General features: G+C 69.9%; 20 protein-coding genes and 3 pseudogenes. 13 read left to right on the forward strand and 10 right to left on the reverse strand.

The genetic code is table 11. The features are described from left to right. Positions 1-75: 75 nt before the first annotated feature. A complete protein-coding gene (locus tag ACFYNL_RS36410) occupies positions 76-1,029 on the reverse strand; it encodes an alpha/beta fold hydrolase (protein WP_388811564.1) in 954 nt (317 codons plus the stop codon). A gap of 1,146 nt (positions 1,030-2,175) precedes the next feature. Here ACFYNL_RS36410 and ACFYNL_RS36415 point away from each other — a divergent pair. From ACFYNL_RS36415 to ACFYNL_RS36440, 6 genes are all read left to right on the forward strand, one after another. Next, positions 2,176-2,691, forward strand: coding sequence for a GNAT family N-acetyltransferase (locus ACFYNL_RS36415; protein ID WP_388811566.1), 516 nt, complete (start codon positions 2,176-2,178; stop codon positions 2,689-2,691). A 311-nt stretch (positions 2,692-3,002) separates the two neighbouring features. Then, positions 3,003-4,271 (forward strand): cytochrome P450, encoded by a 1,269-nt coding sequence (locus ACFYNL_RS36420; protein WP_388811568.1) that lies wholly within the window; start codon positions 3,003-3,005, stop codon positions 4,269-4,271. 1,093 nt (positions 4,272-5,364) lie between these two features. Next, positions 5,365-6,663 carry a phosphotransferase gene (locus ACFYNL_RS36425; protein ID WP_388811570.1) on the forward strand — a complete coding sequence of 433 codons (1,299 nt, stop codon included), beginning with the start codon at positions 5,365-5,367 and terminating at the stop codon, positions 6,661-6,663. Positions 6,664-7,505: 842 nt separating this feature from the next. Then, complete coding sequence (locus ACFYNL_RS36430; protein ID WP_388811572.1) at positions 7,506-7,784, forward strand: hypothetical protein; 279 nt, start codon at positions 7,506-7,508, stop codon at positions 7,782-7,784. Between the two features lie 183 nt (positions 7,785-7,967). Continuing rightward, on the forward strand, positions 7,968-9,077 hold the full coding sequence (locus ACFYNL_RS36435) for a helix-turn-helix domain-containing protein (protein WP_388811575.1): 1,110 nt from the start codon (positions 7,968-7,970) through the stop codon (positions 9,075-9,077). 77 nt (positions 9,078-9,154) lie between these two features. Then, on the forward strand, positions 9,155-9,604 hold the full coding sequence (locus tag ACFYNL_RS36440) for a hypothetical protein (protein ID WP_388811578.1): 450 nt from the start codon (positions 9,155-9,157) through the stop codon (positions 9,602-9,604). Between the two features lie 517 nt (positions 9,605-10,121). Here ACFYNL_RS36440 and ACFYNL_RS36445 read toward each other — a convergent pair. Together ACFYNL_RS36445 and ACFYNL_RS36450 are read right to left on the reverse strand one after the other, a co-directional pair. Beyond that, positions 10,122-10,553: a DUF4259 domain-containing protein gene (locus ACFYNL_RS36445; protein WP_388811581.1), complete on the reverse strand. Its 432-nt coding sequence runs from the start codon at positions 10,551-10,553 to the stop codon at positions 10,122-10,124. A 58-nt stretch (positions 10,554-10,611) separates the two neighbouring features. After that, positions 10,612-10,836 carry a hypothetical protein gene (locus ACFYNL_RS36450; RefSeq protein WP_388811723.1) on the reverse strand — a complete coding sequence of 75 codons (225 nt, stop codon included), beginning with the start codon at positions 10,834-10,836 and terminating at the stop codon, positions 10,612-10,614. A gap of 51 nt (positions 10,837-10,887) precedes the next feature. Between ACFYNL_RS36450 and ACFYNL_RS36455 the strand changes: the two genes are divergently transcribed. Then, positions 10,888-11,172: a hypothetical protein gene (locus ACFYNL_RS36455; RefSeq protein WP_388811584.1), complete on the forward strand. Its 285-nt coding sequence runs from the start codon at positions 10,888-10,890 to the stop codon at positions 11,170-11,172. 224 nt (positions 11,173-11,396) lie between these two features. Then, a complete protein-coding gene (locus tag ACFYNL_RS36460; RefSeq protein ID WP_388811587.1) occupies positions 11,397-12,485 on the forward strand; it encodes an AraC family transcriptional regulator in 1,089 nt (362 codons plus the stop codon). A 19-nt stretch (positions 12,486-12,504) separates the two neighbouring features. Here ACFYNL_RS36460 and ACFYNL_RS36465 read toward each other — a convergent pair whose 3' ends face one another. From ACFYNL_RS36465 to ACFYNL_RS36475, 3 genes are read right to left on the reverse strand one after another with little or no spacing between them, the layout of a single operon-like run. Continuing rightward, entirely contained in the window at positions 12,505-13,914 is a 1,410-nt protein-coding gene (locus ACFYNL_RS36465) for an aldehyde dehydrogenase family protein (RefSeq protein ID WP_388811590.1), read from the reverse strand. Next, positions 13,911-14,786: an SDR family NAD(P)-dependent oxidoreductase gene (locus ACFYNL_RS36470; RefSeq protein WP_388811593.1), complete on the reverse strand. Its 876-nt coding sequence runs from the start codon at positions 14,784-14,786 to the stop codon at positions 13,911-13,913. Before ACFYNL_RS36470 ends, ACFYNL_RS36465 begins: the two co-directional genes overlap by 4 nt. After that, complete coding sequence (locus ACFYNL_RS36475) at positions 14,783-16,129, reverse strand: flavin-containing monooxygenase (protein WP_388811594.1); 1,347 nt, start codon at positions 16,127-16,129, stop codon at positions 14,783-14,785. Before ACFYNL_RS36475 ends, ACFYNL_RS36470 begins: the two co-directional genes overlap by 4 nt. 267 nt (positions 16,130-16,396) lie before the next feature. Here ACFYNL_RS36475 and ACFYNL_RS36480 point away from each other — a divergent pair, with 267 nt between their 5' ends. Further along, complete coding sequence (locus tag ACFYNL_RS36480; RefSeq protein ID WP_388811597.1) at positions 16,397-16,636, forward strand: hypothetical protein; 240 nt, start codon at positions 16,397-16,399, stop codon at positions 16,634-16,636. Continuing rightward, positions 16,636-17,013, forward strand: a complete 378-nt coding sequence (locus ACFYNL_RS36485) for a fic family toxin-antitoxin system, toxin component (RefSeq protein ID WP_388811600.1) — start codon at positions 16,636-16,638, stop codon at positions 17,011-17,013. The genes ACFYNL_RS36480 and ACFYNL_RS36485 overlap by 1 nt, the downstream gene beginning before the upstream one ends. Positions 17,014-17,300: 287 nt before the next feature. Here ACFYNL_RS36485 and ACFYNL_RS36490 read toward each other — a convergent pair whose 3' ends face one another. Next, positions 17,301-17,468 (reverse strand): hypothetical protein, encoded by a 168-nt coding sequence (locus ACFYNL_RS36490; protein ID WP_388811603.1) that lies wholly within the window; start codon positions 17,466-17,468, stop codon positions 17,301-17,303. Positions 17,469-17,718: 250 nt separating this feature from the next. On the opposite strand from ACFYNL_RS36490, the gene ACFYNL_RS36495 reads away from it, so the two are divergent. Then, the gene (locus ACFYNL_RS36495; protein ID WP_388811606.1) at positions 17,719-18,261 is read left to right on the forward strand and encodes an SUKH-4 family immunity protein; all 543 of its coding nucleotides are present in this window, start codon (positions 17,719-17,721) and stop codon (positions 18,259-18,261) included. Between the two features lie 350 nt (positions 18,262-18,611). Here ACFYNL_RS36495 and ACFYNL_RS36500 read toward each other — a convergent pair whose 3' ends face one another. Further along, complete coding sequence (locus ACFYNL_RS36500) at positions 18,612-18,992, reverse strand: hypothetical protein (RefSeq protein WP_388811608.1); 381 nt, start codon at positions 18,990-18,992, stop codon at positions 18,612-18,614. Positions 18,993-19,226: 234 nt separating this feature from the next. On the opposite strand from ACFYNL_RS36500, the pseudogene ACFYNL_RS36505 reads away from it, so the two are divergent. Further along, positions 19,227-19,496, forward strand: a pseudogene (locus ACFYNL_RS36505) (DUF4158 domain-containing protein); the annotation flags it as partial. Between the two features lie 469 nt (positions 19,497-19,965). Here ACFYNL_RS36505 and ACFYNL_RS36510 read toward each other — a convergent pair. Further along, on the reverse strand, positions 19,966-20,622 hold the full coding sequence (locus ACFYNL_RS36510) for a DUF4328 domain-containing protein (RefSeq protein ID WP_388811611.1): 657 nt from the start codon (positions 20,620-20,622) through the stop codon (positions 19,966-19,968). Between the two features lie 383 nt (positions 20,623-21,005). Between ACFYNL_RS36510 and ACFYNL_RS36515 the strand changes: the two are divergent. Further along, positions 21,006-21,384, forward strand: a pseudogene (locus ACFYNL_RS36515) (integrase core domain-containing protein); the annotation flags it as partial. A 19-nt stretch (positions 21,385-21,403) separates the two neighbouring features. On the opposite strand, the pseudogene ACFYNL_RS36520 reads toward ACFYNL_RS36515, so the two are convergent. Further along, a pseudogene (locus ACFYNL_RS36520) lies at positions 21,404-22,187 on the reverse strand (IS5 family transposase). Between the last annotated feature and the right edge of the window lie 46 nt (positions 22,188-22,233).

Genomic DNA, 22,233 nt, shown 5'->3' on the forward strand with positions numbered 1-22,233 from the left:
GGTTGACCGTTCCTTTCACCCAAGCGGTAACGGCACGGGAAGCACACCGCGCTCTCAGCCATTGTCGAGGGGGCGTCAGCCCGCTCGATCGGCCTCGTGCAGGGAGACGACGGCCTCCACCAGGGCTTGGGGATTCTCCCAGTTGAGCATGTGTCCGGCGTCCGGCACGATGACCAGACGGGCGCCCGGTATCCCCGCGGTGAGGCGCCGGGCGTGGCTCGGCGGTGTGCTGCGGTCGGCCGAGCCGACCATGACGACGGTGGGAACCGTGATCTCGGGCAGCCGCGGATAGCGGTTCTCGCGCGCGAAGGCCCGGACGATCGGCAGGAGCAAGGCATGGTCCTGGCGGAGGAAGACGTCGAGGAAGACGTCGATCATGGCTGGCGAGGGGCGCTTTCCGCACTGGGCGGCTCCGAAGAGGATTCCGCCGGTCCGGGTGCGTGCCAACTGCTGGAGGATGCCCGTCTCCAGCAGCGGGATCTGCAGCCGGTTGTGCGGTGCTCCGTCGTAGATGCGGCCCGCCCAGGTCGCGAACAGCACCAGACCGCGCAGCCGCCGGGCGACGCCGGGGTGATCGAGCACGGCCCGAAGTGCGACGAACCCGCCCATGGAATGCCCGACCAGGACTCCGTCCTCCACGCCGAAATGCTCCAGGACCGCCAGGCAGTCCTGTGCCATCGGGCCGGAGCCGATGCCGTCCGCACCGCAGGTGGAGCCCTCGTGGCCGCGCTGGTCGAAGACGATGACACGGTAACCGCGTGCCACAAGGGTGGCCTGCACCATGTTCCACTCCAGGAGCGAGACACCGTAACCGTGGGCCAACACCACGGAAGGCCCTTCACCGGCGACGACGGCGCGTAACACCGTCCCGTCGGGCCGGGAAAGGAACACTTGGTCGCCCTCGGGCTCACGGCGCAGCACTTCGCGGGGTACGGGATCCGGCTGACGTCCTATCCCGGCGGCCACCGCCCGCGCCGCCAGGGCGGCGACGGCGGCCCCGGCAGTACCCCAGACCAGTCTCGATTTCATCGAAATCCCCATCCGCTGAGTTCGCCCTCGTGCGCGGCCGGTCCGGGCCGACGCGCATGACGGCGCCCATTGTGTATGGCCGTGTGGATGTGGACGGCGACGCTCATGGAATCGGCTGGGACTCGCTGTTCCCGCTCCGGGATTCGGTCGACGGGGAGTCTCCGGCACCGTCCGGTCCGTTCCCGCAGCACCGACCGGAGCCGTGGACGCATACGCCGCGTCGACCGGGCCGCCACGCCCATGTCGCCTCAGAGGACGCTGACATGGACGCAGTCGTCCTGCGATCCGCTCCCGCGGCGAGCCGAACCTTGACGTCGGCGACATCGACCAGGTGCAGATCTTCTCCTGGCACCGAGGCGGTGGGCGCGGCGCCCAGGGTCAGCGGTCCATCTGTTCGTGTCCGTTCGCGCGCCTTGCTGCTCTTGCGTGGACACGCCAATCGGCGAACAGCAGACCATCGGTGGCACGGCGTTGGACGTGCTGAGGCCGTTCGCTGGCAACAGCGTGGTCCGTCGAGTGAGGGAACCGAGCGCAGAGGCGCGGCCGCGACCGGCGACAGTGCTGGTGACGACGACGTCGCTTTCATGGAGAACGAGATCCGGACACAGATCCGTGCAACAGGGCTGCGCCTGGAGGTTCGGCCGATCGGCTACCGGGGCCCGAGGCGCAGCGCGACTTCGGCGTGAGTCGTCATCGTGCTAGTGGCGGAAGCGCGTACGAACGGTCGGGGGAGGGGACATGAGCGAGCCCACTCCCTCCTGGTCGTGGCCTGTCTCGACGGCCGCCCCCTGCAGAACCGCACTGTCGGGGCGAGAGCTGTTCCCCTGCCGCGTGGAAGTCGGTCACTCCGCTAAGCACGGGCCACTCGTCTTCCTGCCCTGCTGGCGATGTTGAATGATCGCCTATGCAAATTGTTGGGTCATGGTGTGAGCGATGCACGGCATTTGTGGGCCGCGACGGGTACGGCTCACTCATTTTTCCGTTTTCTATGCGTTATTCAACATGAGCTCAGCGTGGCCGAATTGACGTGAAGCCCTCTTGAGTCGGCTCTAAGTCAGCAAAAGACTTCTGCGGTAGCGAGGTCGTACTCGCGTCCCGGTACCCGCGGTACAAAAGTCACGATCGCAATCGTAGGGAGAACCACGTATGTCCGACGCAAGGCGTCGAGACGCCGCACACTCGATCACACTGACCGACGGCACGGCCACCCGGACCCGGAAGGCGGCCACCGCCGACCTGGCACCGGTCCAGGAACTGCACCACCGTTGCTCCCTCCGCAGTCGAGCCCTGCGATACCACGTGGGTAAGTCCGGGCTCTCACCAGCCGAATGGCGCCAGCTGTCCAATCCTGAGCGCGGCACGACGCTGGTGACCACTCCGACCGGGCGTACGGATCACATCATCGCGATGACCAACCTCATGCGCACCGATGAGCAAGGGGTGGGAGAACTGGCGATCCTGGTCGAGGACGCGTGGCAGGACAGGGGGCTCGGTACCGCGCTGGCCGAACACGCGGCCGCCGTCGCCCGTCGCGAGGGGCACCACACGCTGGCCGCCGCGGTGGCGGCGTGCAACAAGCCGATGCTGCACGTACTGGAGAAACTGGACGCGACGCCGGTCGACACCACCGGCTCCGTGGTGGACCTCCGCATCTCGCTCTAGTGCCGCATCGAGAGGCGTCGCGTGATGATCTGGAAGGCCTCATGCGCTCGCCGACGGCCCTCGTACTGGAGTACTTGGGCATGTGCCCGGGGCGGCGAGGGCGCGTGCCGGGCGTCGCGACGGGGCGAACGCTGCCTGTCGGGGCACCAGCGGGGTCGGGCGCTGTCCGGCGGCCCCCGACCCGAAGCGGTTACCGGTGGCGGACTTCGCCGCACCGCGGAGGGGTTGTGACGGTGCGCAGCAGGCCGCCGGCGGTCTCGTGGCGCAACACTTCGCCGGAGTAGGTTCACGGTTCGTATCCACGTACGAGCATGGGAGAGACAGTGATGGGCCAACCCGGACAGTCCAGCCCTTTAATCATCGATCCGACCGGTCGTGATATCCACGGCGAGGCCGCCCGTATCCGCGAGCGCGGACCGGTGACCCTTGTCGAACTGCCCGACGGTGTGCAGACGTGGGCCGTCAGTGACCCCGAGCTGCTCAAGCGCCTGCTCACCGACCCACGGGTTTCCAAGGACCCGCGCCGGCACTGGGCCCGGTGGATCGACGGCGGTGTCTCGCCGGAGTGGCCGCTGTTCACCTGGGTCGCGGTCCAGAACATGTTCACGGCGTACGGCGGCGAGCACAAGCGGCTGCGCTCCCTCGTCTCCAAGGCGTTCACCGCCCGGCGCACTGCTGCGCTGCAGCCCCGTATCGAGGAGATCACCAAGAACCTGCTGGAGCCGCTGGAGGAGTCCCGACGGCGTGGCCAAGTCGTGGATCTGCGTGAGCGGTTCTGTTATCCGCTGCCGATCAGGGTGATCAGCGAGCTCTTCGGGCTGCCGGAGGAGCAGGGCGCTGAGCTGCGCGCCGTCGTGGACGGCGTCTTCCACACCTCCGCCACCCCTGAGGAAGTCACCGACGTCTACACACGGTTCTACGCCGCGCTGCGTGAACTGGTGGCTCTCAAGCGGCGGTCCCCAGGAGACGACCTGACCACCGCGCTCATCGCCGCGCACGACGACGAGAGCCACACCCGGCTCACCGAGCAGGAACTGCTCGACACCCTGGTGCTCATGGTCAGCGCCGGGCACGAGACCACGGTCAACCTCATCGACAACGCCATCCACCTGCTGCTCGCCCACCCGGTCCAGCTGGCGCACGTCCGGGCCGGCCGCGCCTCCTGGGAGGACGTGGTCGAAGAGGCTTTGCGCGTGGAGGCGCCGGTGGCCAGCCTGCCGCTCCGGTACGCCGTCGAGGACCTGGAGATGAGCCGGTTCGGTGGCCCGGACGGCGTGGTGATCGGCAAGGGCGAGGCGATCCTCGCCGCGTACGCCGCCGCCGGGCGGCACCCGCAGAAGTACGGTCCCGACGCCGCCGCCTTCGATGTCACCCGCCTCGACAAGGAGCACCTGTCCTTCGGGTACGGCGTGCACTTCTGCCTGGGCGCCCCGTTGGGACGGCTCGAAGCGCGGGTCGCCCTCCCCGCTCTGTTCGACCGCTTCCCAGGGCTGCGACTCGCCGTCGGGAGCGAGGAGTTGGAGCCGGTCGACTCCTTCATCTCCAACGGCCACCGCTCCTTGCCGGTCCATCTGTCCTGATCACTCCTCCCGCCACCAGCTGCGAAGCCGGGCGGCCGGGCGGCCGGGCCTTGCAGCGCCGGTCGGATCGCCGGCACTGCGGCGCGCCCGCCCGCCGCGGGACCGGCGACAAGGTGCGAGGGCTGCTCGTCGGTCCCGCGGCGGACCGGCCCACGACAGCCGGCGGGAACGTCACGCTGGTGCAGGCGTTACCTCTGAGGGACATGGGGCGATGCGGCGGGCAGCCAAGTCGACGACGGAGCCCACTCAGCACGGCACACTTCCCCTGAGCGCAGGAACATCGCCGGGGTTTCAACCCAGGCAGAGAGGGAGCCCGATGGCGAGGATGCAGTTGTCGGTGCCGTTGTCTCCACGCGCACTTGAATGGCCGACCGTTGTCTTCGCAGCCTCCTGACGGTCGAGGGGCGCAGCCACTGCCGGGACCGCCGTCATCGCCCCGGAGGCCACTGCGATGACGAAGACGGCGCTGAATGTACGTAGCGGCAGGCCGGGCTTCTTCCGCCGGCCCGCCCGCGTACTCACCTGGGTGTCCTGTTGTGTGTTCATGGGGACACGCTGCATGCCCGACCCGCACAGTGCTTCCTGAGCACGGCTGATCGGTTGAGGCAGACAGCCCGAACGGGGTTGTGGCGCGATTGGTGCCCTGAACGTCCGCGGCTCCCTCACCTCCTCCGGACCCTCGCCGACTCGCTCCCGCAAGACCTCACCCCCCAGCCGGCCTCACCCCCAGCCGGCCTCACCGACGACACCGCCGTGATCGTCCTGCGCCTGCCGCGACCAATGGCGCAGCAGACCCAGCCCCGATACCACGGGCGGCTGCGAGCCGCATTCGGGCCTGCCTCAGGTGACGACGCCCAGATCCGACCGGCAGCCGCCCAGGCGCGGCGTCGCACGCAGCCCTACATCCACCCGGGGGTCGGCGTGGCAAGGCTTGCGTGCCTGCCCGTGTGGTGCAGGTGCCGCTCAAGCTGCGTGATCGGCGGGACGCGGACGGGCGTGTCAAGGTTCCGGTCGTCACGGTCGTGCCGCAGGGCCGGTCGGCGGGGCGGAAAACGGGTCGCGCGGACGGTGCGGGACGCGGGACATTGCCCGGATGCGACAGACGGGCGGCCGTACGGTCGGGATCCACCTCACCTACGGGGGCCAGTACTTCGGGTTGCTGGGCCCGTACCAGGTGAACGGGGGGTGGTGGTCGTCAGCCGCGCCCGTTGTGGAGCGGGTGTCGGAGGAGCTGGGGGTGCCTGTCGTGGTGCTCCGGCTCGCGTTCGCGCCTAGCGACGGCAGCAGCGGGTACGGCGGGCACGTGGTTTACCACGTCGAGGCGCTGGAGCTACCGGCTGGGGCGACACCGCGTCAAGCCACTCCCGAGGTCGCCACGTTGCTCGGTCCGGCCGAGCGCCGGGCCGCCTGGGCCACCTCTGCCGGGCTGCGGGAGGCACTCGACTGGGCAGAGGCGGCGTTGGATCGAGCAGGCCGGCCGGCCGACGACAGACCGGAACAGGTCCGGACGTGGAACCTGTCCGGTCTCTTCCGCTTCCGGACCGCCGAGGGCGGCGAAGCCTGGTTGAAAACGGTCAACCCCGCGTTCAACGCCCGTGAGGGCGAGGTGATCGCGCTGCTCGGCTCCGTCGACCCCACGCTGGTGCCTCCCGTCATCGGTTCCGACACGAAGCACGGCCGGCTGCTGCTCGACCACGTGCCTGGTGACGACCTCTGGTCCCCGTCCGCCGAGCAGGTCGTCGCTGTGGTGCCCCGGCTGGTGGCTGCCCAGGCGGCCTTGGCCGCGAGCGGCCGGGCCGCCGCGGCGGGGCTTCGGGACCGCACCCTGCCTACGCTGGTCGCCCAAGTGAACGCGCTGATCGATCGGCTCGCGGCGGAGCAGGGGACGCTGCGCGAGACCGGGGCCGACGGGCCTGAGGGGCAACCCGAGGACCAGCTGACGGAGACAGAGCTGGCGGCCGCCCGCGCGCTCGCAGCGCGGCTGCCCGCGCTGGTCGAGGAGCTGATGCTCTGCGCGCTGCCGAACACCTTGGTCCACGGTGACTTCCACCCGGGCAACTGGCGCTCTGACGGCATTCGGACGGTGATCGTGGACTACGCCGACTCCGCGTTCGGCCACCCGGCCCTGGACGGACTGCGCCCGCGTCAGTTCGTGGACGAGGACCGGTGGACGCAGATCGCCGAGGTGTGGACGCGGGCGTGGCGGGAGCACGCGCCCGGGTCGGCGCCGGTACGCGCGCTGGAGCTGGTCGAGCCCCTGTTCCACTTCGCGTACGCGGTGCGGTATCAGGAATTCCTGGACCACATTGAGATCAGCGAGCGGCCGTACCACGAGACCGACCCCGCCAGTGAGATCCGCAAGGCCCTCGCGTGTGGCTACCAGATTCCTTGACGAAGGATCTCGGACGGGGTCACGGAGCCGGAAGATGAGCCAGGCAAGGTGGATGCCGGCGGCCGGGGGAGGCCGAGCGTGTCGCAGGTGGGTGGCGTCCAAGCCGGCGTGACGTCGTGGACCTGCCCGCCGGGTCCGAGGCGCTGCTCGACACGGCGCGACACCTGGCGCCGGGTGAGTGAGGTGACTTTCACCGGTCCCTGCCTGTGTGCCGGTCGTCGGCGAGGACCTTCACCGGTCGCTGTCGCTATCGCCGTGCGGCTGTCATCGATCGCTTCGTCTCGGCTGCAGCAACGCGACCGGCACCGTTCCTGTCGGCTCACCACCGTTTGTGCAGCCGGCTTGTGTGTTTCGGTCGGCCTGTGCGGGCGGACGGGCTCGGCTCCGCGGCCTGATGTGTCGGGGGTGGGGCGGCTGCTGGTGCAGGGAGGTTCATGAGGTCATGTCCGGTGCGGTGAAGCCGTCCGGGTGGGCCGGGGCGCAATGTGGGGTGGGGCCGCTCGGGCGGGGCCGGATCCTTTCAAGGGGCCGGGCCGGAGTGGACGCCACGGCGTGTGGGGCTGGCGGGGTGACCGTGTCTTGAGGCTGGTTGTGTTGTCCTGGCGAAGAGCTGGGCGTTCGGGGAGGCGTGGGGACCGGATCTGATCGCTGTGTGTGCGGTGTTGACCGTTATGCACGTGCGGTGCGGTCGGATACCGCAGCGATGTCATTTACGTACCGTAGCGGTAGGCATTCGTTTGAGTGAGCATGTAGCGTCCCCACCACGCAACGAGTGAGCCCCGGCACGGCGGCATACCAGACCGGGGCCCAACTCAACTCTTCTCTTCGACCAAGGAGTTGGAATGCTCCCCGACCGAATCTCCGGCTTCGGCCAGCCACTGGATCGGCACTGGCCCAAGCGGTCCGACCGTAACATCCCGCACCAGGCCGCGGTTGAAACCCGCGATCTGCGTGACAAGGAAGTCATGATGCAGGTAGGGGCGTTCATCGCGGCCCCTGTCCTGGGAGTCGTGCTGGTCCTGCGGCCCGAGGCGTACGAACTCGCCGCAGCGGCGGTCTGCGTGCTGCTGGCGGCAACCCGTCGTTCGCACCTGCGCTACCGGCGGCTTCGCAGCGCCTGACGAGAACAGGTGTCCGCCGCCTGGCGGCAACGGCCGGCCGGGCGGCGGACACCGGGCCTGCGGCGCTCACGCAATCGCGGGTGCGGATCGGGGAGAAGCAGGCGGTGGACGGCATCTGCCGAATCTGCCCATTTCCGTACGTCGCGGTTCCCAGCAGCACTTCTTGGAAGGGATGCCCCTGTCATGACACCCAAAGACCCCGGTCCCGTCTACTGCCTCAACCCCGGCTGCGGTAATCCGATAGGCCGCAGCGCCGGTTCGGGGCGTCCGCGCAACTACTGCAGCGACGCCTGCGGACGCGCGTACCGCAGGGCCCGCGAGAAGTCGCCCACCCCCGACACGCTCGCCCATGACGCGTTCGCCGCCCAGGTCGCCGATGACCTGGCCCGAGTGGTCGCGCACATGCTGCAGTTGACCCGGGACCGCCAGCCCCTGTCCGCCCTGACGCTGCTGCGTCTCGTGGAGGGTGACCTGGAAGACCTCAAGGCCGCCCTGATCCAGCAGGCACGCGACCAGCGGCAGAAGAACGCCGACATCGCCCAGTGCCTGGGTCTGCCCTCGGAACAGATCACCCGCAAGCTCTCCGCCGACGCCGTGCGTCGCCGTATCGAGAGCCGCCCGCTGCGCACCCGGACCCGCGTCCGTCTGCCGCGCCAGGCCGCCTCACCGCCCACCCTTGCGCCTCGTACGGTCTCGGCCGCCCGTATACCCGGGCACCGCCGAACGCCCGATGGCGCAGCGGACGTGACTCCGTCCCGGGCCAGAGACCCCGCCCGTCACCGGGCAGGCCCTGCCGCCGTGCTCACTCGCGCTCTGGCGCACCTGCAGCACGTCAGCGGCAAGACCCGGCGCGAACTGGCGGACGACACCGGAGTGTCCGCCTCCTACGTCTCACGGGTCCTCAGCGGCGAACGATGCCCGTCCTGGAAGGTCGCGCGGCTGTTCACGCTCGCCTGCGAGGGGGATCCGGCAGAGGTCCGGCCCCTGTGGGAGGCGGCCCGCGCCCACCTGCCGGTCCAGCGTCAGAGTCTGCCGGCGGCCCTGCGCGGACTGCACCTGGCCGCTGCCCGGCCACCTGCCGACGAGCTCGGCGAGCACACCCGTCTGACAGCGCATGCCATCACCGGCATGTTCCACGGCACCGCCGTGCCGTCCTGGGAAGACGTGGAGGAACTCGCGCACGCCCTCGACGCCGAAGCCCAGCCGCTTCGACCCCTCTGGAATGCCGCATGTGCCGCTGTGGCCGCCCCGCTGTCATCCGCGGGCGGCCCCGTCACCGAGGTGATCGGATGATCATGCACACCACACGCCAGCCAGTCCGTACTCCCACCGCTCCCACGTGCCTCGTTCGCCCGCGAATCAGCCATGCCGTGCGGCGTGAACCGACCGGCCTCGACCCGGCGCTGCCGCCTGCCTTCGAGGCGTTCTGCGTCCTCAACCGCGACAGCTACCTCGACTACGCGCGCGCTCATCTGCCGCCGCAGCAGGCGCACCGACTGGTCTGCGGGGTGCTCGGCGAACTCGCGGTCGGCTGGTGCGACATCGTCAGCAACCTCAACCCGTCGGGCAAGGCCTGGACCGTGCTGCGCGCGCGTGTCCGGGCCGCGGTTCCGGTGCCCGGCGTGCTCGACAGCTGCCCCGCGCAGCAGTACGACGCGCTGGTCCTGCACTGCCGGCTCGGCTACAGCAGTACGGCCGCCGCCTGCGTGATGGGCCTGGACGCGAGCAAGGTGCGTTATCTGGTTCTGTCGGCGACCCCGGCGCGCCGCCACGCCGTACGACACCTCGCACCACGGCCCGAAACCCTGCGCGCTGCCTGAATCGGTGCGCCTGCCGGTCGCGGCCGGCGGGGCTTCGGGGCGGGCGGCCCGGGGGCGATGAGTACACCACCGGCGGGCCGGGGGGCGATGAGCGCGCCGCCGGGCGGCCGGCGCCCGCAAAGCGCAAACGACGGCGCAGTGGTGGCAGCCCCGTTCGGGTGCGGCCGACCGGAGTGCTGTGCTGTGGACCCCCCCTTCGCGGTCCCGGGCGGGCGCGGCGGGTGCGGGGTGGTGCCGACGATGCACCGGCCCTGCCGGCTGTGGTCGGCCCCGTTTCGTGGCCACGAGCCCACGCCATGCGGGACTGGGGGAGAGCGCTCGAAGGGGGGCGGCTCTCACCGGCGTGGACCCATCGACGTGCGAGAGCCCTGGGCCGGGCCGGGCCTGACCTGACCTGTGGCGGCCGCAGCTACGTGCGACAGCGGCCCGTGAGCACCATGGCCACGAGACGGGACGGGGGCTGGCTTCGTTCACTTCTGGTGGTTCTGGCTCAGCTTTCGTGCCGAGTGACTCTCCGTCATGGCTGGACATCGAAGAGAGCGAGGGAAGGAGGTGGCGGGGCAAGCACTGCGCGAAGGCGGGTGAGCATGGCTAGCCACTGTTTCCGGTCCTCCGGGTCGACCCAGTGTGAAGCTGGCCCTTCCTCGTCGCTGGCGATGCGGGCGAGGGCTTCGTCGGCGAGGGCCCGTAGGTCGGCAGGGAACACGGGCATAGGTGTTTCCGGACCGTAGGACATGTCGACGGGTTCGCTTCCCGGGCATTGCGCTGCGATGAGTGCAGCGGCGGCCACCGCCTCTTCGGCTTCCGTGAGATAGCCGGTGGCGTCGATCGTCCGGATGAGGACGCCTCGGATCAGGGCTTCACGAGCCTCGGGCTCGGCGTCGTCGAGAGCGTTGGCGAAGTCCGCGGCTGTGTCGTTGTCGAAGGGACCGGTATCCCAGGTACCCATGTTGATCTCCCTTTGCGTAAGGTCACCCGGATCCTCGCATCAGGGACTGACAACATGACTACGAGGTGCGCAGGACCCGTTTGCGTAGAAGCTGGAAGCCGGCGCGTCCGAACTTCTGACGCTTGAGCATCTTGATCCGGTTGACGTGGCCTTCGACGACTCCGGAGTTCCAGGGCAGGGTCAGGCAGGCGATGACCGCGTCGCCGTCGCGGGTCGATTCCGGCCGCGGGACAGCGGGCGTCCCGGCCATCGTCGGCGCGCCGACCCCCGACCGCCTCGGCATCCTGCTGGCCCTACGCCCCTCCCAGCCGTGGCGCCCGATCGTGGAGCGCCTGTGCGGCACCGCGCTGAGACTGGCCACGCAAGCGGTCGTGAGCGTCGGCTCGGAGGGCGCGGACCTCTCCGACACCGCCCGTCCTTCCGCGAGGCGGCCCGCGTCGCCGAGGCCCCGCCGCCCGCCCAGCCGCTAACCCGTGGCCGCTCCTTCCACGAGCTGTCCGACATCGGCCTGCGCCGCCTGCTGTACGCCCTCAGGCAGGAAACCCGGATCCAGGAGTACACCGAACGACGGCTCAGCAACGTGGCCCCCACCGCGCTCGACGTGCTGCGAGCCCGTTGACGTCCCCTGTGCGGCACGGCCTCACCGCCGCCGGGCGCCGGGGCCGGCTCGGTGGCCGTTCTCCCCCTCCCAACGGGAGTCGGTGAGGGCTGATGAGGTCTGCCATCCTGCATGCTTCCGCGCGGACGCAGCCGCACAGTGAAGGGAGCCAAGAGGTCGGACGGCGTTCCCCGTCCCCGACGCTCTTGCGTAGGTCACGTCCCACTCTTGTCGCAAGGAACCGCATGCCCGGCACGCACGCCCCGACGCCCTCGCCCGGAACCAGCCGCAGCACCTCCGCCACCATCGCGCCGAACATCCTGCGCTACCTCGCGATGGTCGCCGACGACTATGGGCTCGACCTCCCGCCCCTGCTCACGGACGTCGGACTGGACCAACGCGTGATGCGCTCGGCGACGCTGCGGGTCTCCTACCGGCAGGGCAGCGCCGTCATCCGGCGTGCGGTGGAACTCACCGGCGACGCGCATCTGGGCCTTCGCGTGGGCGCGGCTCAGCACCTCACCGCGTGGGGGCTGCCGGGTTTCGCCCTGCTGGCCGCCGACACGCTGCGCGACGCCGTCGAGACCGGCGTGCGGTTCCAGAACCTGTCCGGTGCCATGGTGCTCTGGTCGGCCCGGCAGGAGGAGCCCGGGTATGTGCTGCGGGCCACGCTGCCCGACCCCGCCCTCGATCCGGCTGTCGCGGTCTTCCTCGCGGAGGAGGCGTTGGCCAGCGTCGTCACCCTCACCCGCCTGAGTTCCGGAGAGGAGTTCGTGCCGCGCGGCGTCGAGTTCACGTTCCCGGCCCCACGGGACCCGGGCGTGTTCACGGATCTGTTCCGTTGCCCGGTGCGCTTCGCCGCCGCGGACAACCGCCTGGTGTTCCCCACGGCCTGGGTCCGCCGGCCGATGCCGGGCCGTGATCCCGTCACGTACGCGGCCGTCATGGAACTGCTGGAGCACCAGCTGACGTCGCGCCGTGACCAGCAGGAGCTGCTGGAGGTCTTGGAGATCTCGATCGCGCAGAGCCTGCCGGACGTGCCGTCCTTCGTCGAGCAGGCCCGCCGGCACTCCTCCAGCGAACGCACCCTGCGCCGCCGTCTCGCCGAGTGCGGCACGACATACGAGGCGGTCGTCGACGGGGTGCGGCGTGAAAGGGTCGAACAGCTGCTGCTGCGCTCGGAGTTGACGCTGCGTGACATCGCCCGCCAGGCGGGTTTCTCCGACGTGCGTGCCCTGCGCCGGGCGGTGCACCGATGGCACGGCATGGGCCCAGCCCGGTTGCGTGGGGAGAGCGGGGAAAGCAGGGAGTCGGAAGGGCGCGCAGGCAGCTGAGCCGGGCGCCCTTGTCCGGTCAACGGGTGCGGATCCAGACCGTCTTCTGGCCGGTCCACTGGGCGAATGCGTCGGTGGACTTCTCCACCCCTCCGAAGCCGGACTGCTTCCAGCCGCCGAAGGGGGTCGTGATGTCACCTTCGCTGTAGGCGTTGACGGAGACCACGCCGGCCTCGACGCCGCGCGCCAGCCGAAGCGCCGCGTCCAGGTCCCGGGTCCACACCGAGGCGGCGAGCCCGTACTCGGTGGCGTTGGCCAGGTGTATCGCCTCCTCCTGCGAGGCGAAGGCCTGGACGGCGACGACGGGGCCGAACAGCTCCTTGGTGAGCACGTCGCTGCCCGGCGGGGCCCCGCTGATCACGGTGGGCGGGTAGTAGGCGCCGCGGGACGGCAGCCCGTGCGGCAGGCCGCCGGTGTGGATCCGGGCCCCGGCGGAGCGGGCCGCGTTCACCGCCGCCGAGACCCGGTCGAAGGCGGCCCGGCTGATGAGCGGCCCCACCTGCGTACCCGCGTCGGCCGGATCACCGACGACCAGGCCCTTCGCCGCGGCCGTGAACCGGTCCAGCACCTCGTCGGCGATGCTGTGATGGACCAGGACGCGAGAGCCCGCCGTGCAGTTCTGCCCCATCGTCAAGAAGGCGGCCTCGATCATGTCGTCGATCAGCTCGTCGCCGAAGCCGAGCGCGTCCGGCAGCAGGATCTGGGGGCTCTTGCCCCCCATCTCCAGGGAGACCCGCTTGAAGTTGGTCTCCGCCGCGTCGGCGAGGACGCGGCGTCCGGTGGCCGTGGAGCCGGTGAAGGACAGCGCGCGCACCAGCGGGTCGCGGGCCAGTGCCGTACCGGTGACGCGTCCGTACCCGGGCAGCACGGTGAGCACGCCGTCCGGCAGGCCGGCCCGTGCGGCCAGCTCGGCCAGGTGCAGGGCGGAGCGCGGGGTCGCCTCGGCGGGCTTGAGCAGCAGACTGTTGCCCGCCGCGAGGGCCGGCCCCACCTTCCAGGCCGCCATGGCCAGCGGATAGTTCCAGGGCAGGATCGCGGCGGCCACGCCGACCGGTTCCTTGATCACCAGCCCCAGACTGTCCTGACCGGTGGGCGCGACGCGCCCGAAGACCTTGTCGGCGGCTTCCGCGAACCATCGGATCGACTCGACGGCCCCGGGGACGTCGCCCGACCGGCACTCCGTGATCGGTTTGCCCGCGTCCTCGCTGTCCAGCCGTGCCAGCAACTCGGCGTCGCGTTCCATCAGGTCGGCCAGGCGCAGCAGGACCGCGGCGCGCTCCCGCGGCGACCGCCCCGACCACACGCCGCTTCGGAACACCCGGTGCGCCCGCTCGGACGCCTCGGCCACGCCGGCCGCGCTCGCGGCCGCTACCGTGGCGATCGGCTCGCCCGTCGCCGGGTTGACGACGCGCAGCTTCTCCCCGCTCATGCTTCCTCCACCAGTTCCCAACGCCCGCCCACCTGACGCGCCAGCCCCCTGCGGCGCAGGTCCTCCAGGTACCGGGCCATCCCGCGCTCACCGCGCTTGCGGAACAGCGGGAAGAGTCTCGGCAGCAGGTTCGGCGCCAGCATCGCGGCCCGCACCAGACGGGACTCGCCGGAGCGGACGTAGGACTCGAGGCGGGGCTTGTCCAGCAGGCTCATCACCGCCCTGACGACGTCGGCCGGCTGCTGCGGCGCATCCTGGAACTGCATCGAGTTCCCGCCGTCCACCGCCTCCTGGCGCAGCATCCTGGTGTCCGTCGCCGACGGCAGCACCGAGCCGGCCTTGATTCCCTTGCCCAGCAGGTCCAGCCCGATGGCGAGCATCGCGCCGCGCAGCCCGAACTTGGACGCGGTGTAGATGGGGGTCTCGCCGAGGGGGAAGATCCCGCCGAGGGACACGGTGGTGACCACCCGGGGATCGCTGGACGCCTTGAGCAGCGGGACCGCGATCCGCGTGGTGACCAGGGGCGACACCAGGTTGAGGCGGATCTCCTGCTCGATGCTCTCGACGCTGCGCACGTCGAAGCGTTCGGAGCTGGTCATGCCGACGTTGTTGACCAGGACGTCGATGCGGCCGTGGGCGGCGGTGACGGCGTCCGCCATCTCCTCAACGGCGGCGCGGTCCAGCAGGTCGCAGCCCAGCCCGAGGTGCCCGCCGCCGGGGAGGCCGGCGGCGGTCCGCTCCGCCCGCGCCTCGTCGATGTCGACCACGACGAGGCGGGCACCGCCCGTCGCGAACCGGTGGCACAGGGCACTGCCGATGCCTCCGGCGCCGCCCGTCACCACGATGACCTTGTCACGGAAGTCGTACGTCACGACGCCACCGCCTCGCGGCGCACGGACGTGCCCCGGGGCGGCCGGCCCTCGGTGCGCCAGCCCAACGACGCGGCGACCTTGCCGAGGTACTTCACGAAGGCGTCGCTGTGCACGTACCCGGTGTGGCGGGGTGAGTCGACGAACCTGAGGCCGCCGGAGAGGTCCGGGCGGTCGTCGCGGATCATGCGGGCGAACCTTTCGGCGGTCGGCAACCCGGCTTCGGCGTCCCGGATGAAGGAGGCGATCAACTGCGCCTGGGCGTCGAAGAGTTGGTAGGCGCCGGAGTTCGTCTCGACGAAGCCGACACCGAACAGGCCCTCGTGCTCCCGGGAGAACGCCGACAGGTACAGGTTCGGATGCTGTTCGTCGCCGAAGTACTCCTGCGCGCAGGGGACTTTGTGGAGGTACCCGGTGGCCAGCAGGATCAGGTCGAAGTCCTCGCTGGTGCCGTCGGTGAAGTGCACCGTGCTGCCCTCGGTACGGGCGATTGCGGGCTTGGCCGCGATGTCCCCGTGCTGCAGGTGGTGGAGCAGCATCGAGTTGATGGCCGGGTGGGTCTCGAACAGTTCGTGGTCGGGCTTTTGCAGTCCGAGTCGGCGTGGATCGCCGTTGATGATCCGCAGGAGAGCGCCGAACAGCTTCTGCTGCAGCCACATCGGCAGGTGCGGTCCGCCCGCGGCGATGGTGTCCACCGGACGGCCGAACAGGTGCTTGGGAATGAACCAGTAGCCGCGCCGCATGCTGATCGCCGCGCGGTCGGCGGAGCGGGCCGCGTCGCAGGCGATGTCCAGCCCGGAGTTCCCCGCGCCTACGACCAGTACGCGCTTGCCGCGCAGTTCGTCGCTGCTGCGGTAGGTCACGGTGTGGCGGACCTCGCCGGTGAAGTCACCGGGCAGTTCGGGGACGTTGGGGTGCCACTGTGCGCCCGTGCACACGACGACCTGCCGGTGCCGGCTCGCCCGCCCGTCGGCGCGGGTGACCGTCCAGGTGCCGTCCGGGTTCTTCGCCACACTTCGGACCTCGGTACCGAACTCGATCCGCTCCGTCAGCCCGTACGCCTGAGCGAACGACGTCAGATAGGACAGGATCTGCCGGTGCGGCGGATAGTCCGCGAAGTGGTCCGGCATGGGATAGCCGCCGAAGCCGGAGAGGGTCCTGCTGGATATGAAGTGGGCCGACTCGTACATCGGACTGCCCGGGTTGTCGATGTCCCACAGCCCGCCCGGCCCGCTGTGGCGCTCGATGTGGGTGTACGGCAGGTCCCGCTCCGCCAGCGCCCTCGCGACCGCCAGCCCCGCGGGCCCCGCCCCGATCACGCACGTGTCGTCCTGGTTCTCGCGCACCGGTCCGCCTCCCTTTCCCTGGTGTCAGGTGTTGCGAGGAACCTACGAAGCCGACGTACCCGCGCGAACTGACCTGTGCGGCCACAGAGGGGACCGCAGCGGCCAAGCGGGTGCCGCCCACCCGCCCCGTCCGGCAGGGTGTCGCTGGGAACGGACGAGTCCCGTGCGACACCCGCCCCGTCCAGCCTGGTGTCGCCGGGAACAGACGAGTCCGCCGTTCCTGCTTCCGCCGCCCCCCATCCTGGTAACGGCTGTTACCATGCCGGTATGGCGAAGACACAGCTGGGCGCGCGCGTGGATGAGGACGTGGCGGAACTCGCGAAGAAACGCGCCGCCGACCTGGGACTGAGCATCGGGGACTACCTCGCCAGGCTGGTGCAGGACGATGCCAGCGGCCTACGCGCCCGAGCGGTGGACGCGGCCGCCCGCTTCCTAGCCGAACACCAGGCGGTCTTCGACGACGCCGAGGACGCCCAGCAGACGGCTCGGGGAGCACGCGCGGCCTGATGGACCTGCACATCGACGTTCCCTGGATCCTGCAGGTCGCCGAGGCCGCCGGGGCGGATGATCCGGCCCCCGACGACTACGGCGTTCCCGTCTCGGCGGTCGCCCGCCACCGGGCCCAACTCTTCGAGCAGCCCGTCTACGACGGCCCCTACGCCAAAGCCGCCGCCCTGGTGCACACACTGGGCCGATGCCGCTGGCTGGAGCGCTCCAACATGGCCGTAGCCGCCGCGTCCGGCGTCATGTACCTCGAAGCCGCCGGCATCTCCGTCAAGCCCGTCCGCGAGGACGCCATCGCCCTGAAGGACCTGCTCCTTGACCCCGCCTGCACCGCGGGGAAGATCGCCACTCTGCTGCGGACCTGGCCCACCACCACCTGACGCCTGCAGGCCGGCCACTGCCCCCCCAGCGCCGGCGGCGGGGGCAAGCTGCTCCTGCAGGTCGGTGAACGGCCTTTGCCCTGACGTGCTCGGCTGCGGGCCGAGGCGTCCTCCGGAGGAACGGCGCAGGCCACCGTCCTGCCCGTTCGCGCCCGGTCCGCTTCCCTGCAGCTGGGGCAAGCGCTCGTCATCCGGGACAACTGGGACGACCTTCACTTCAAGACCATCTTCGAGCCGTGGTATGCCGATGCCCGCAGCGAAGTCAGGAACTGCGCCAGGCGCACTCTTCACGACGCATTCGCGTCGAGCACGGCATCGCGCACCTGAAGAACTGGCGCGCCCTCGCCCGCCACCTTGGCCGTCGTGAGCACGTGAGCGACATCGTCCAAGCCGTCGCGGGACTGCTCGCACACCAACAGACCGCCACTCTCTCCCGCAGCTTCAAGCGTGAACACCCTCTGCACCCCAACCCTCGACATGCCACGGCCAACCGTGCACGAGGTCGTCAGGGCGGGGCCGTTGCCCCGACTCCCGCTTCCTCGCCGGGTCGTGACCGTCACCCGCCCGGTCATCGACGCTGGCGGAACCTGGAGCCGATACGCCCCTGGCGACCACTGAGGAATGCGTCGTTCCCGATGGGGCTACGTGCCTGTCAGCCCTGCTCGATAGGGTCCGCATCTCAGCCAGTCCCGGAAGGACTCTCACATGACGACGTTCGGCGAGCTCACCGCCTGGGCCGGCACCGAAAACGTTACAAGGGCAGACCCGGCAGTCGTGTCGGGCTGGCAGATCCCCGAGGATCAGAAGGCACTACTGGTTGGTGTCGGGATCCCCATCGTTGATCAGTTGATCGAGTACGTATCGTTCCAGGTGGAGGCGGCTCCAGCACTCCAGACGTCAGACGGTAGGTCGCTGTACCGGCTCACTCAGAATCATCATGGCGACCTCGTGCCTGGCATGGCATGGTCGTTCGGCGTCGAACCAGAGACAGGCACGGTCTACTACGTCCTTCCACAAGGCGAAGCGTGGTTCGCCAACTCCTCCGTCGACCTGTGGCTGCGGACCCTGCACCACTACGGCCTGCACGTCAGCGAGTCCGAGATCCTCAGCGATCCGGATGACCGCGAGGACGAAGCCCTGGCCGAGCTCGGCATGCTCGCTGACGCACTCAAAAAGATCGATCCACCTGCCTTCAGCGGCTACATCGGATTCATCTGGGCCGAGTTCCTCGACCGCTGGCTCTGGTGATCTCTCGTGGCCGCCACGATGGTCAAGCGATCACTCACCGTGTCCGGCGGGTCCATCAGCTCGCGAATACGCGACACCGCAACGTGCGAGCCCACCAGTCCCAAGGCCACAGCCATGCAGGAACCGTGGGTCACCACCGCCCCCGGCCGCGGCGGCCAGCCCGCACCCCGGCTGGCCTGACGGCCGCCATACGCACCCTGTAAGCCACCCACCCAAGCTCACCGCACCAGTCCTCGGCGCACCGCTGCTCATTCGAGCAGTTCGGCGACGGCGAGGAGGACGAGGAGCTGCTGCCCGCAGCCAGGTGACGGCCTCTGCAGCGCATCCGAGCATCTGACCAGAAATCGCGCCTACGTCGCCGAGTGGGCCACGTAAGCAACCCTGCCGTCGAGCTTCACGGAACCGGTCGTGTCTGCGGGAACCTCGGCCACAATCGAGCCGGTGCGGCCCTCGCCGGGCATCAGAGTGCCGTAGGCGCACTTGAGGGTGTCACCCGTCGGCGTGCAGGGTGCTGAGACTTTGACGATCCGGAGTGTCCGGGGCTCCAGAGAGTGGGTCACGACGACGTGACCGACGGGCTCCTCGCCGTTGGTCAGCGACCACGTCCAGGTAGCGGTGCTCCCGTCGTCGGAGAGCTCCGGGGCCCCGTAGGCAAGGCTGACGCTCGGAACGGCGTGCGCTGACGGCATGTTCCCCACGAGGGTCACCGCAGTCACGGCGGCCGCGAACAAGGGGCGCAGCAGGCGTCGGTACGGGTGATTCAGTTTCATGATCTACCCAACGCCAGCCGTGCCCGGCGGTAACGACAGCGGGCGCGACGTGGGCACAGGTCGCCGAGCCGTTCGGCATCACGCCGGACGCTGCCCGCGAGCGCCGGGCCACTGGGCCGATGTCCTCTGTCAGGAAGCCCCGGGCGGCCGTGAACGCGCCTGATCAAGCCCGGTCGGACCTGCGGGACCCGATTGATGGGGCAGGCCGAGTCGTGCGGGAAGTTCGCCGAGGAGCCGACGGGGCCCGAGCTGGAGCGGTTCTTCTTCCTGGACGATGTCGACCGGGACCTGATCGCGCTGCGCCGTGCAAAGCACCACCACCTCGGATTCGTCTTCCAGATGTGCACAGTCCGGTAGATCGGGCTGTTCCTGGAAAACCCGCTCGCTGTGCCGTGGCCGGTGGTCGGCCACGCGGCCGCGCAGCTCGGGATCGAGGACCCGTCGTGCGTGAAGCGGCACACCGAGGCCGGGCGGGCGGTGAGGGCTTCAACCCTGATGGAGGGTCTCCTGGTGGCGGGCGGAGGTGGCCTTTGGGGCTCAAGAAGGCGCCGCGATGCCCGACGGCGGCACGCGCGGCCGCCACCGCGGCGGCCAGGGCTGCGTGGCGGCGAGCGCCTGGACCACGGGCCATGCCGCGGCCTCCAGCGCGACCTCGGTCCTTGATTCGCTCGTAGGCGCGGCAGGGGGCTTCGACGTTGTCGCTTGGGCCGGGTCGTCCTCGGAGCACGTCCGGCTGCTCTACCAGCACTCGACGGCTCTCGTCCCTCCAATTTCCGCAGGCTCGCAGGCATGGTCCTCCCATGGGGGAGGGGCCCGCGATGCCGTTGCGGGCCCCTCGAAGGCGGTGATTTGTATCCGGTGGCGATCCCGCGGAGGGCTGGAGGGAACCGAGCTACGCCCCAGCATCCAAACGATCTTTGACGGGGCCAGGTGCCTACGACTCTAGGGGCTCCCGAATGGTCTTCTTCAGCATGCCGCTGAGCTGCCAGACGACGGCGGCGGACAGGGTGGCAGCGCAGACGTACAGGAGGTCGCTTTGCATGACCTGCCGCAACGCCTGGCTGGTCTGGCCAGCGGTGTGTGCGTGCTTCAGTGCGGACAGGGCGTTGGCGCCCGCGGTGCCGGCGGCGAGGATGGAGAGCCACCAGAAGGTGAGCAGGGGGTGGCCGCGCTCACGCCGCGACGCGGGCCGGGCGGCGGCCCACAGGTCGTTGACGAACATCTTCAGCACGAAAACGTTGGCAACGGGAACGACCCAGCCGAAGAACAACCATGCGCGGCTGCGGCGCTGCCCCTCGGGCCAGGACAGATCCGCGAGGTCGCGCATGCGCGACATCCAGACGCTGAAGACCAGCACCGCCACGAGGGTGGCGCCGCTCCACCAGCCCCTCAGATTTCCGAGCCACATGTCGGCGTTGAGCAGTGGCAGCGCCTCGCTGCCGTCCGGCTGAGCCGGCAGTGGCGGCGCGTGCAGCACTTGGTACTTGTGCCATGCCGCCACCCCGGCCGCCGCCGTCAGCAGCGAGTACGCGGCGAGCACCCCGTACGTCCATCGGGTCAGCCCGCTCAGCGACCGCGCAGTTCTCCCCACCCCACACCTCCTGGAAGCCGCCCGTTAGGGAGTTCCCGCAGGTCGGCGGGGGATCTTAACCTCACGGGGGTGCGTAAGTCACGGTCCAGCAAACCGAGCGGGGACGGCCCGTCTCCGGTGGGGGCCAGTCGGCGAGGCGGCGACAGGTCAGGCTGCCACCAGATGCGAAAGGACTGCCACCTTTTACTGCGTAGCGGCGTCCGGCCTGGCGTCGTTCATGCTCTGGGCAAGCTCCGTTTGAAGTCCTCGGCGCCTGCGAGCAGTTCGCCACCGTCATCCTCGCTCCGGTCAGCGCCGGCACCTGGCAGAGGCGCGCTCCCACACTCGGCCTCGCCGCTGGCTGGACGAGGGCGGGGGCCATCTGGTCAGGGTCCCCAAGCCCTCTTCGGCAGGACCGCAAGTTGGGCCCGGCACGTATCGGCCCGATCCGGGGCCTGCCCGCCTCCACCGCGCACCGCATCCTCACCCGCCACGGCCTGAACGCTCTGGCCTTCCTGGACCGGCACACTGGCCAGTTCATCCGCCGCCACGAGCGTGAGCGGCCCGGCGAACTCATCCACGTCGGACCAACGGCAAGGTCGAACGCTTCAACCCACCCGGCTCGACGAATGGGCCCACCAGCGGCCCTGCACCACCAACACCGAACGCAGCACAGCCCTGGCAGATTTCCTCCACTCCTACAACCACCACTGCTGCCACACCGCACTCGGCGGCCAGTCACCCATCACCCGCGTGAACAACCCTGCGGGTCAAAACAGCTAGGGCGCGTATCGAGTCGTGATCAACTGGTGGTCCGGGTGAGGTTTTTGATCCAGGTCATCGAGGCTCGTAGGTGGAGGCCAGCGAGGTAGCTGTCCGGGGTCTTGTCGTATCGGGTGGCGATGGCCCCGCCAGGCCTTGAGTTTGTTGATCAGGCGCTCGACGGTGTTCCTCTCCTTGTAGAGGGCGGCGTCGTGGCTGACGGGCCGACCGCCCCCGGAACCTTCTTCTTCCGGTTGGCTGCCTGGTCCTTCTTCTCCGGGATCACTGCCTTGATGCCGCGTTTACGCAGGTGGGCCCGGTTGCCGCGGGATGAGTAGGCCTTGTCCCCGGCGACTGCGTCCGGCCGGGTGCGGGGGCGGCCGGCGGGGCCGCGGACCCGTAACTTCTTGAGCACCGGGATGAACTGCGGGCTGTCCGCGGCCTGGCCCGCGGTCAGCGCGAACGCCAGCGGGCGGCACCTGCAGTCGGCGGCCAGATGAACCTTACTGGTCTGCCCGCACGGTGGTGGAGTCGATGCTGACCAGGGACAGGTCCACCTCGCCCCGCTTCGCCGCTTTCGCGATCAGGCCCTCCAGCAGGGCCTCGAAGACGCCGGCGTCACGCCACTGCCGGAAGCGGTTGTGCACGGTCGACCAGGCGCCGAGCTCCTCCGGCATCTCCCGCCACTGCCCGCCGGTCATGAACCGCCAGATCACACCCTCGAACTGCTGCCAGAGCCGCTCGGGGTACGGGCCGTACTCGCCGATCGGCAGATACGGCCCGACAAACTCCCACTCTGCGTCCGTCAGTTGCACTCGCGTCACACAAAGAAGATCTACCGGACCAGACCCCGCCGCGAAAGCGGAGTCC

This window comes from Streptomyces sp. NPDC007808 (assembly GCF_042868655.1).
GTDB lineage: Bacteria > Actinomycetota > Actinomycetes > Streptomycetales > Streptomycetaceae > Streptomyces.

What these genes read in the sequence shown, in the direction of transcription:
- ACFYNL_RS36410 (WP_388811564.1), bottom strand. Translation starts at nt 1,029, where the DNA reads ATGAAATCGAGACTGGTCTGGGGTACTGCCGGGGCCGCCGTCGCCGCC.
- ACFYNL_RS36415 (WP_388811566.1), top strand. Translation starts at nt 2,176, where the DNA reads ATGTCCGACGCAAGGCGTCGAGACGCCGCACACTCGATCACACTGACC.
- ACFYNL_RS36420 (WP_388811568.1), top strand. Translation starts at nt 3,003, where the DNA reads ATGGGAGAGACAGTGATGGGCCAACCCGGACAGTCCAGCCCTTTAATC.
- ACFYNL_RS36425 (WP_388811570.1), top strand. Translation starts at nt 5,365, where the DNA reads ATGCGACAGACGGGCGGCCGTACGGTCGGGATCCACCTCACCTACGGG.
- ACFYNL_RS36430 (WP_388811572.1), top strand. Translation starts at nt 7,506, where the DNA reads ATGCTCCCCGACCGAATCTCCGGCTTCGGCCAGCCACTGGATCGGCAC.
- ACFYNL_RS36435 (WP_388811575.1), top strand. Translation starts at nt 7,968, where the DNA reads ATGACACCCAAAGACCCCGGTCCCGTCTACTGCCTCAACCCCGGCTGC.
- ACFYNL_RS36445 (WP_388811581.1), bottom strand. Translation starts at nt 10,553, where the DNA reads ATGGGTACCTGGGATACCGGTCCCTTCGACAACGACACAGCCGCGGAC.
- ACFYNL_RS36450 (WP_388811723.1), bottom strand. Translation starts at nt 10,836, where the DNA reads ATGCCGAGGCGGTCGGGGGTCGGCGCGCCGACGATGGCCGGGACGCCC.
- ACFYNL_RS36460 (WP_388811587.1), top strand. Translation starts at nt 11,397, where the DNA reads ATGCCCGGCACGCACGCCCCGACGCCCTCGCCCGGAACCAGCCGCAGC.
- ACFYNL_RS36465 (WP_388811590.1), bottom strand. Translation starts at nt 13,914, where the DNA reads ATGAGCGGGGAGAAGCTGCGCGTCGTCAACCCGGCGACGGGCGAGCCG.
- ACFYNL_RS36480 (WP_388811597.1), top strand. Translation starts at nt 16,397, where the DNA reads ATGGCGAAGACACAGCTGGGCGCGCGCGTGGATGAGGACGTGGCGGAA.
- ACFYNL_RS36485 (WP_388811600.1), top strand. Translation starts at nt 16,636, where the DNA reads ATGGACCTGCACATCGACGTTCCCTGGATCCTGCAGGTCGCCGAGGCC.
- ACFYNL_RS36495 (WP_388811606.1), top strand. Translation starts at nt 17,719, where the DNA reads ATGACGACGTTCGGCGAGCTCACCGCCTGGGCCGGCACCGAAAACGTT.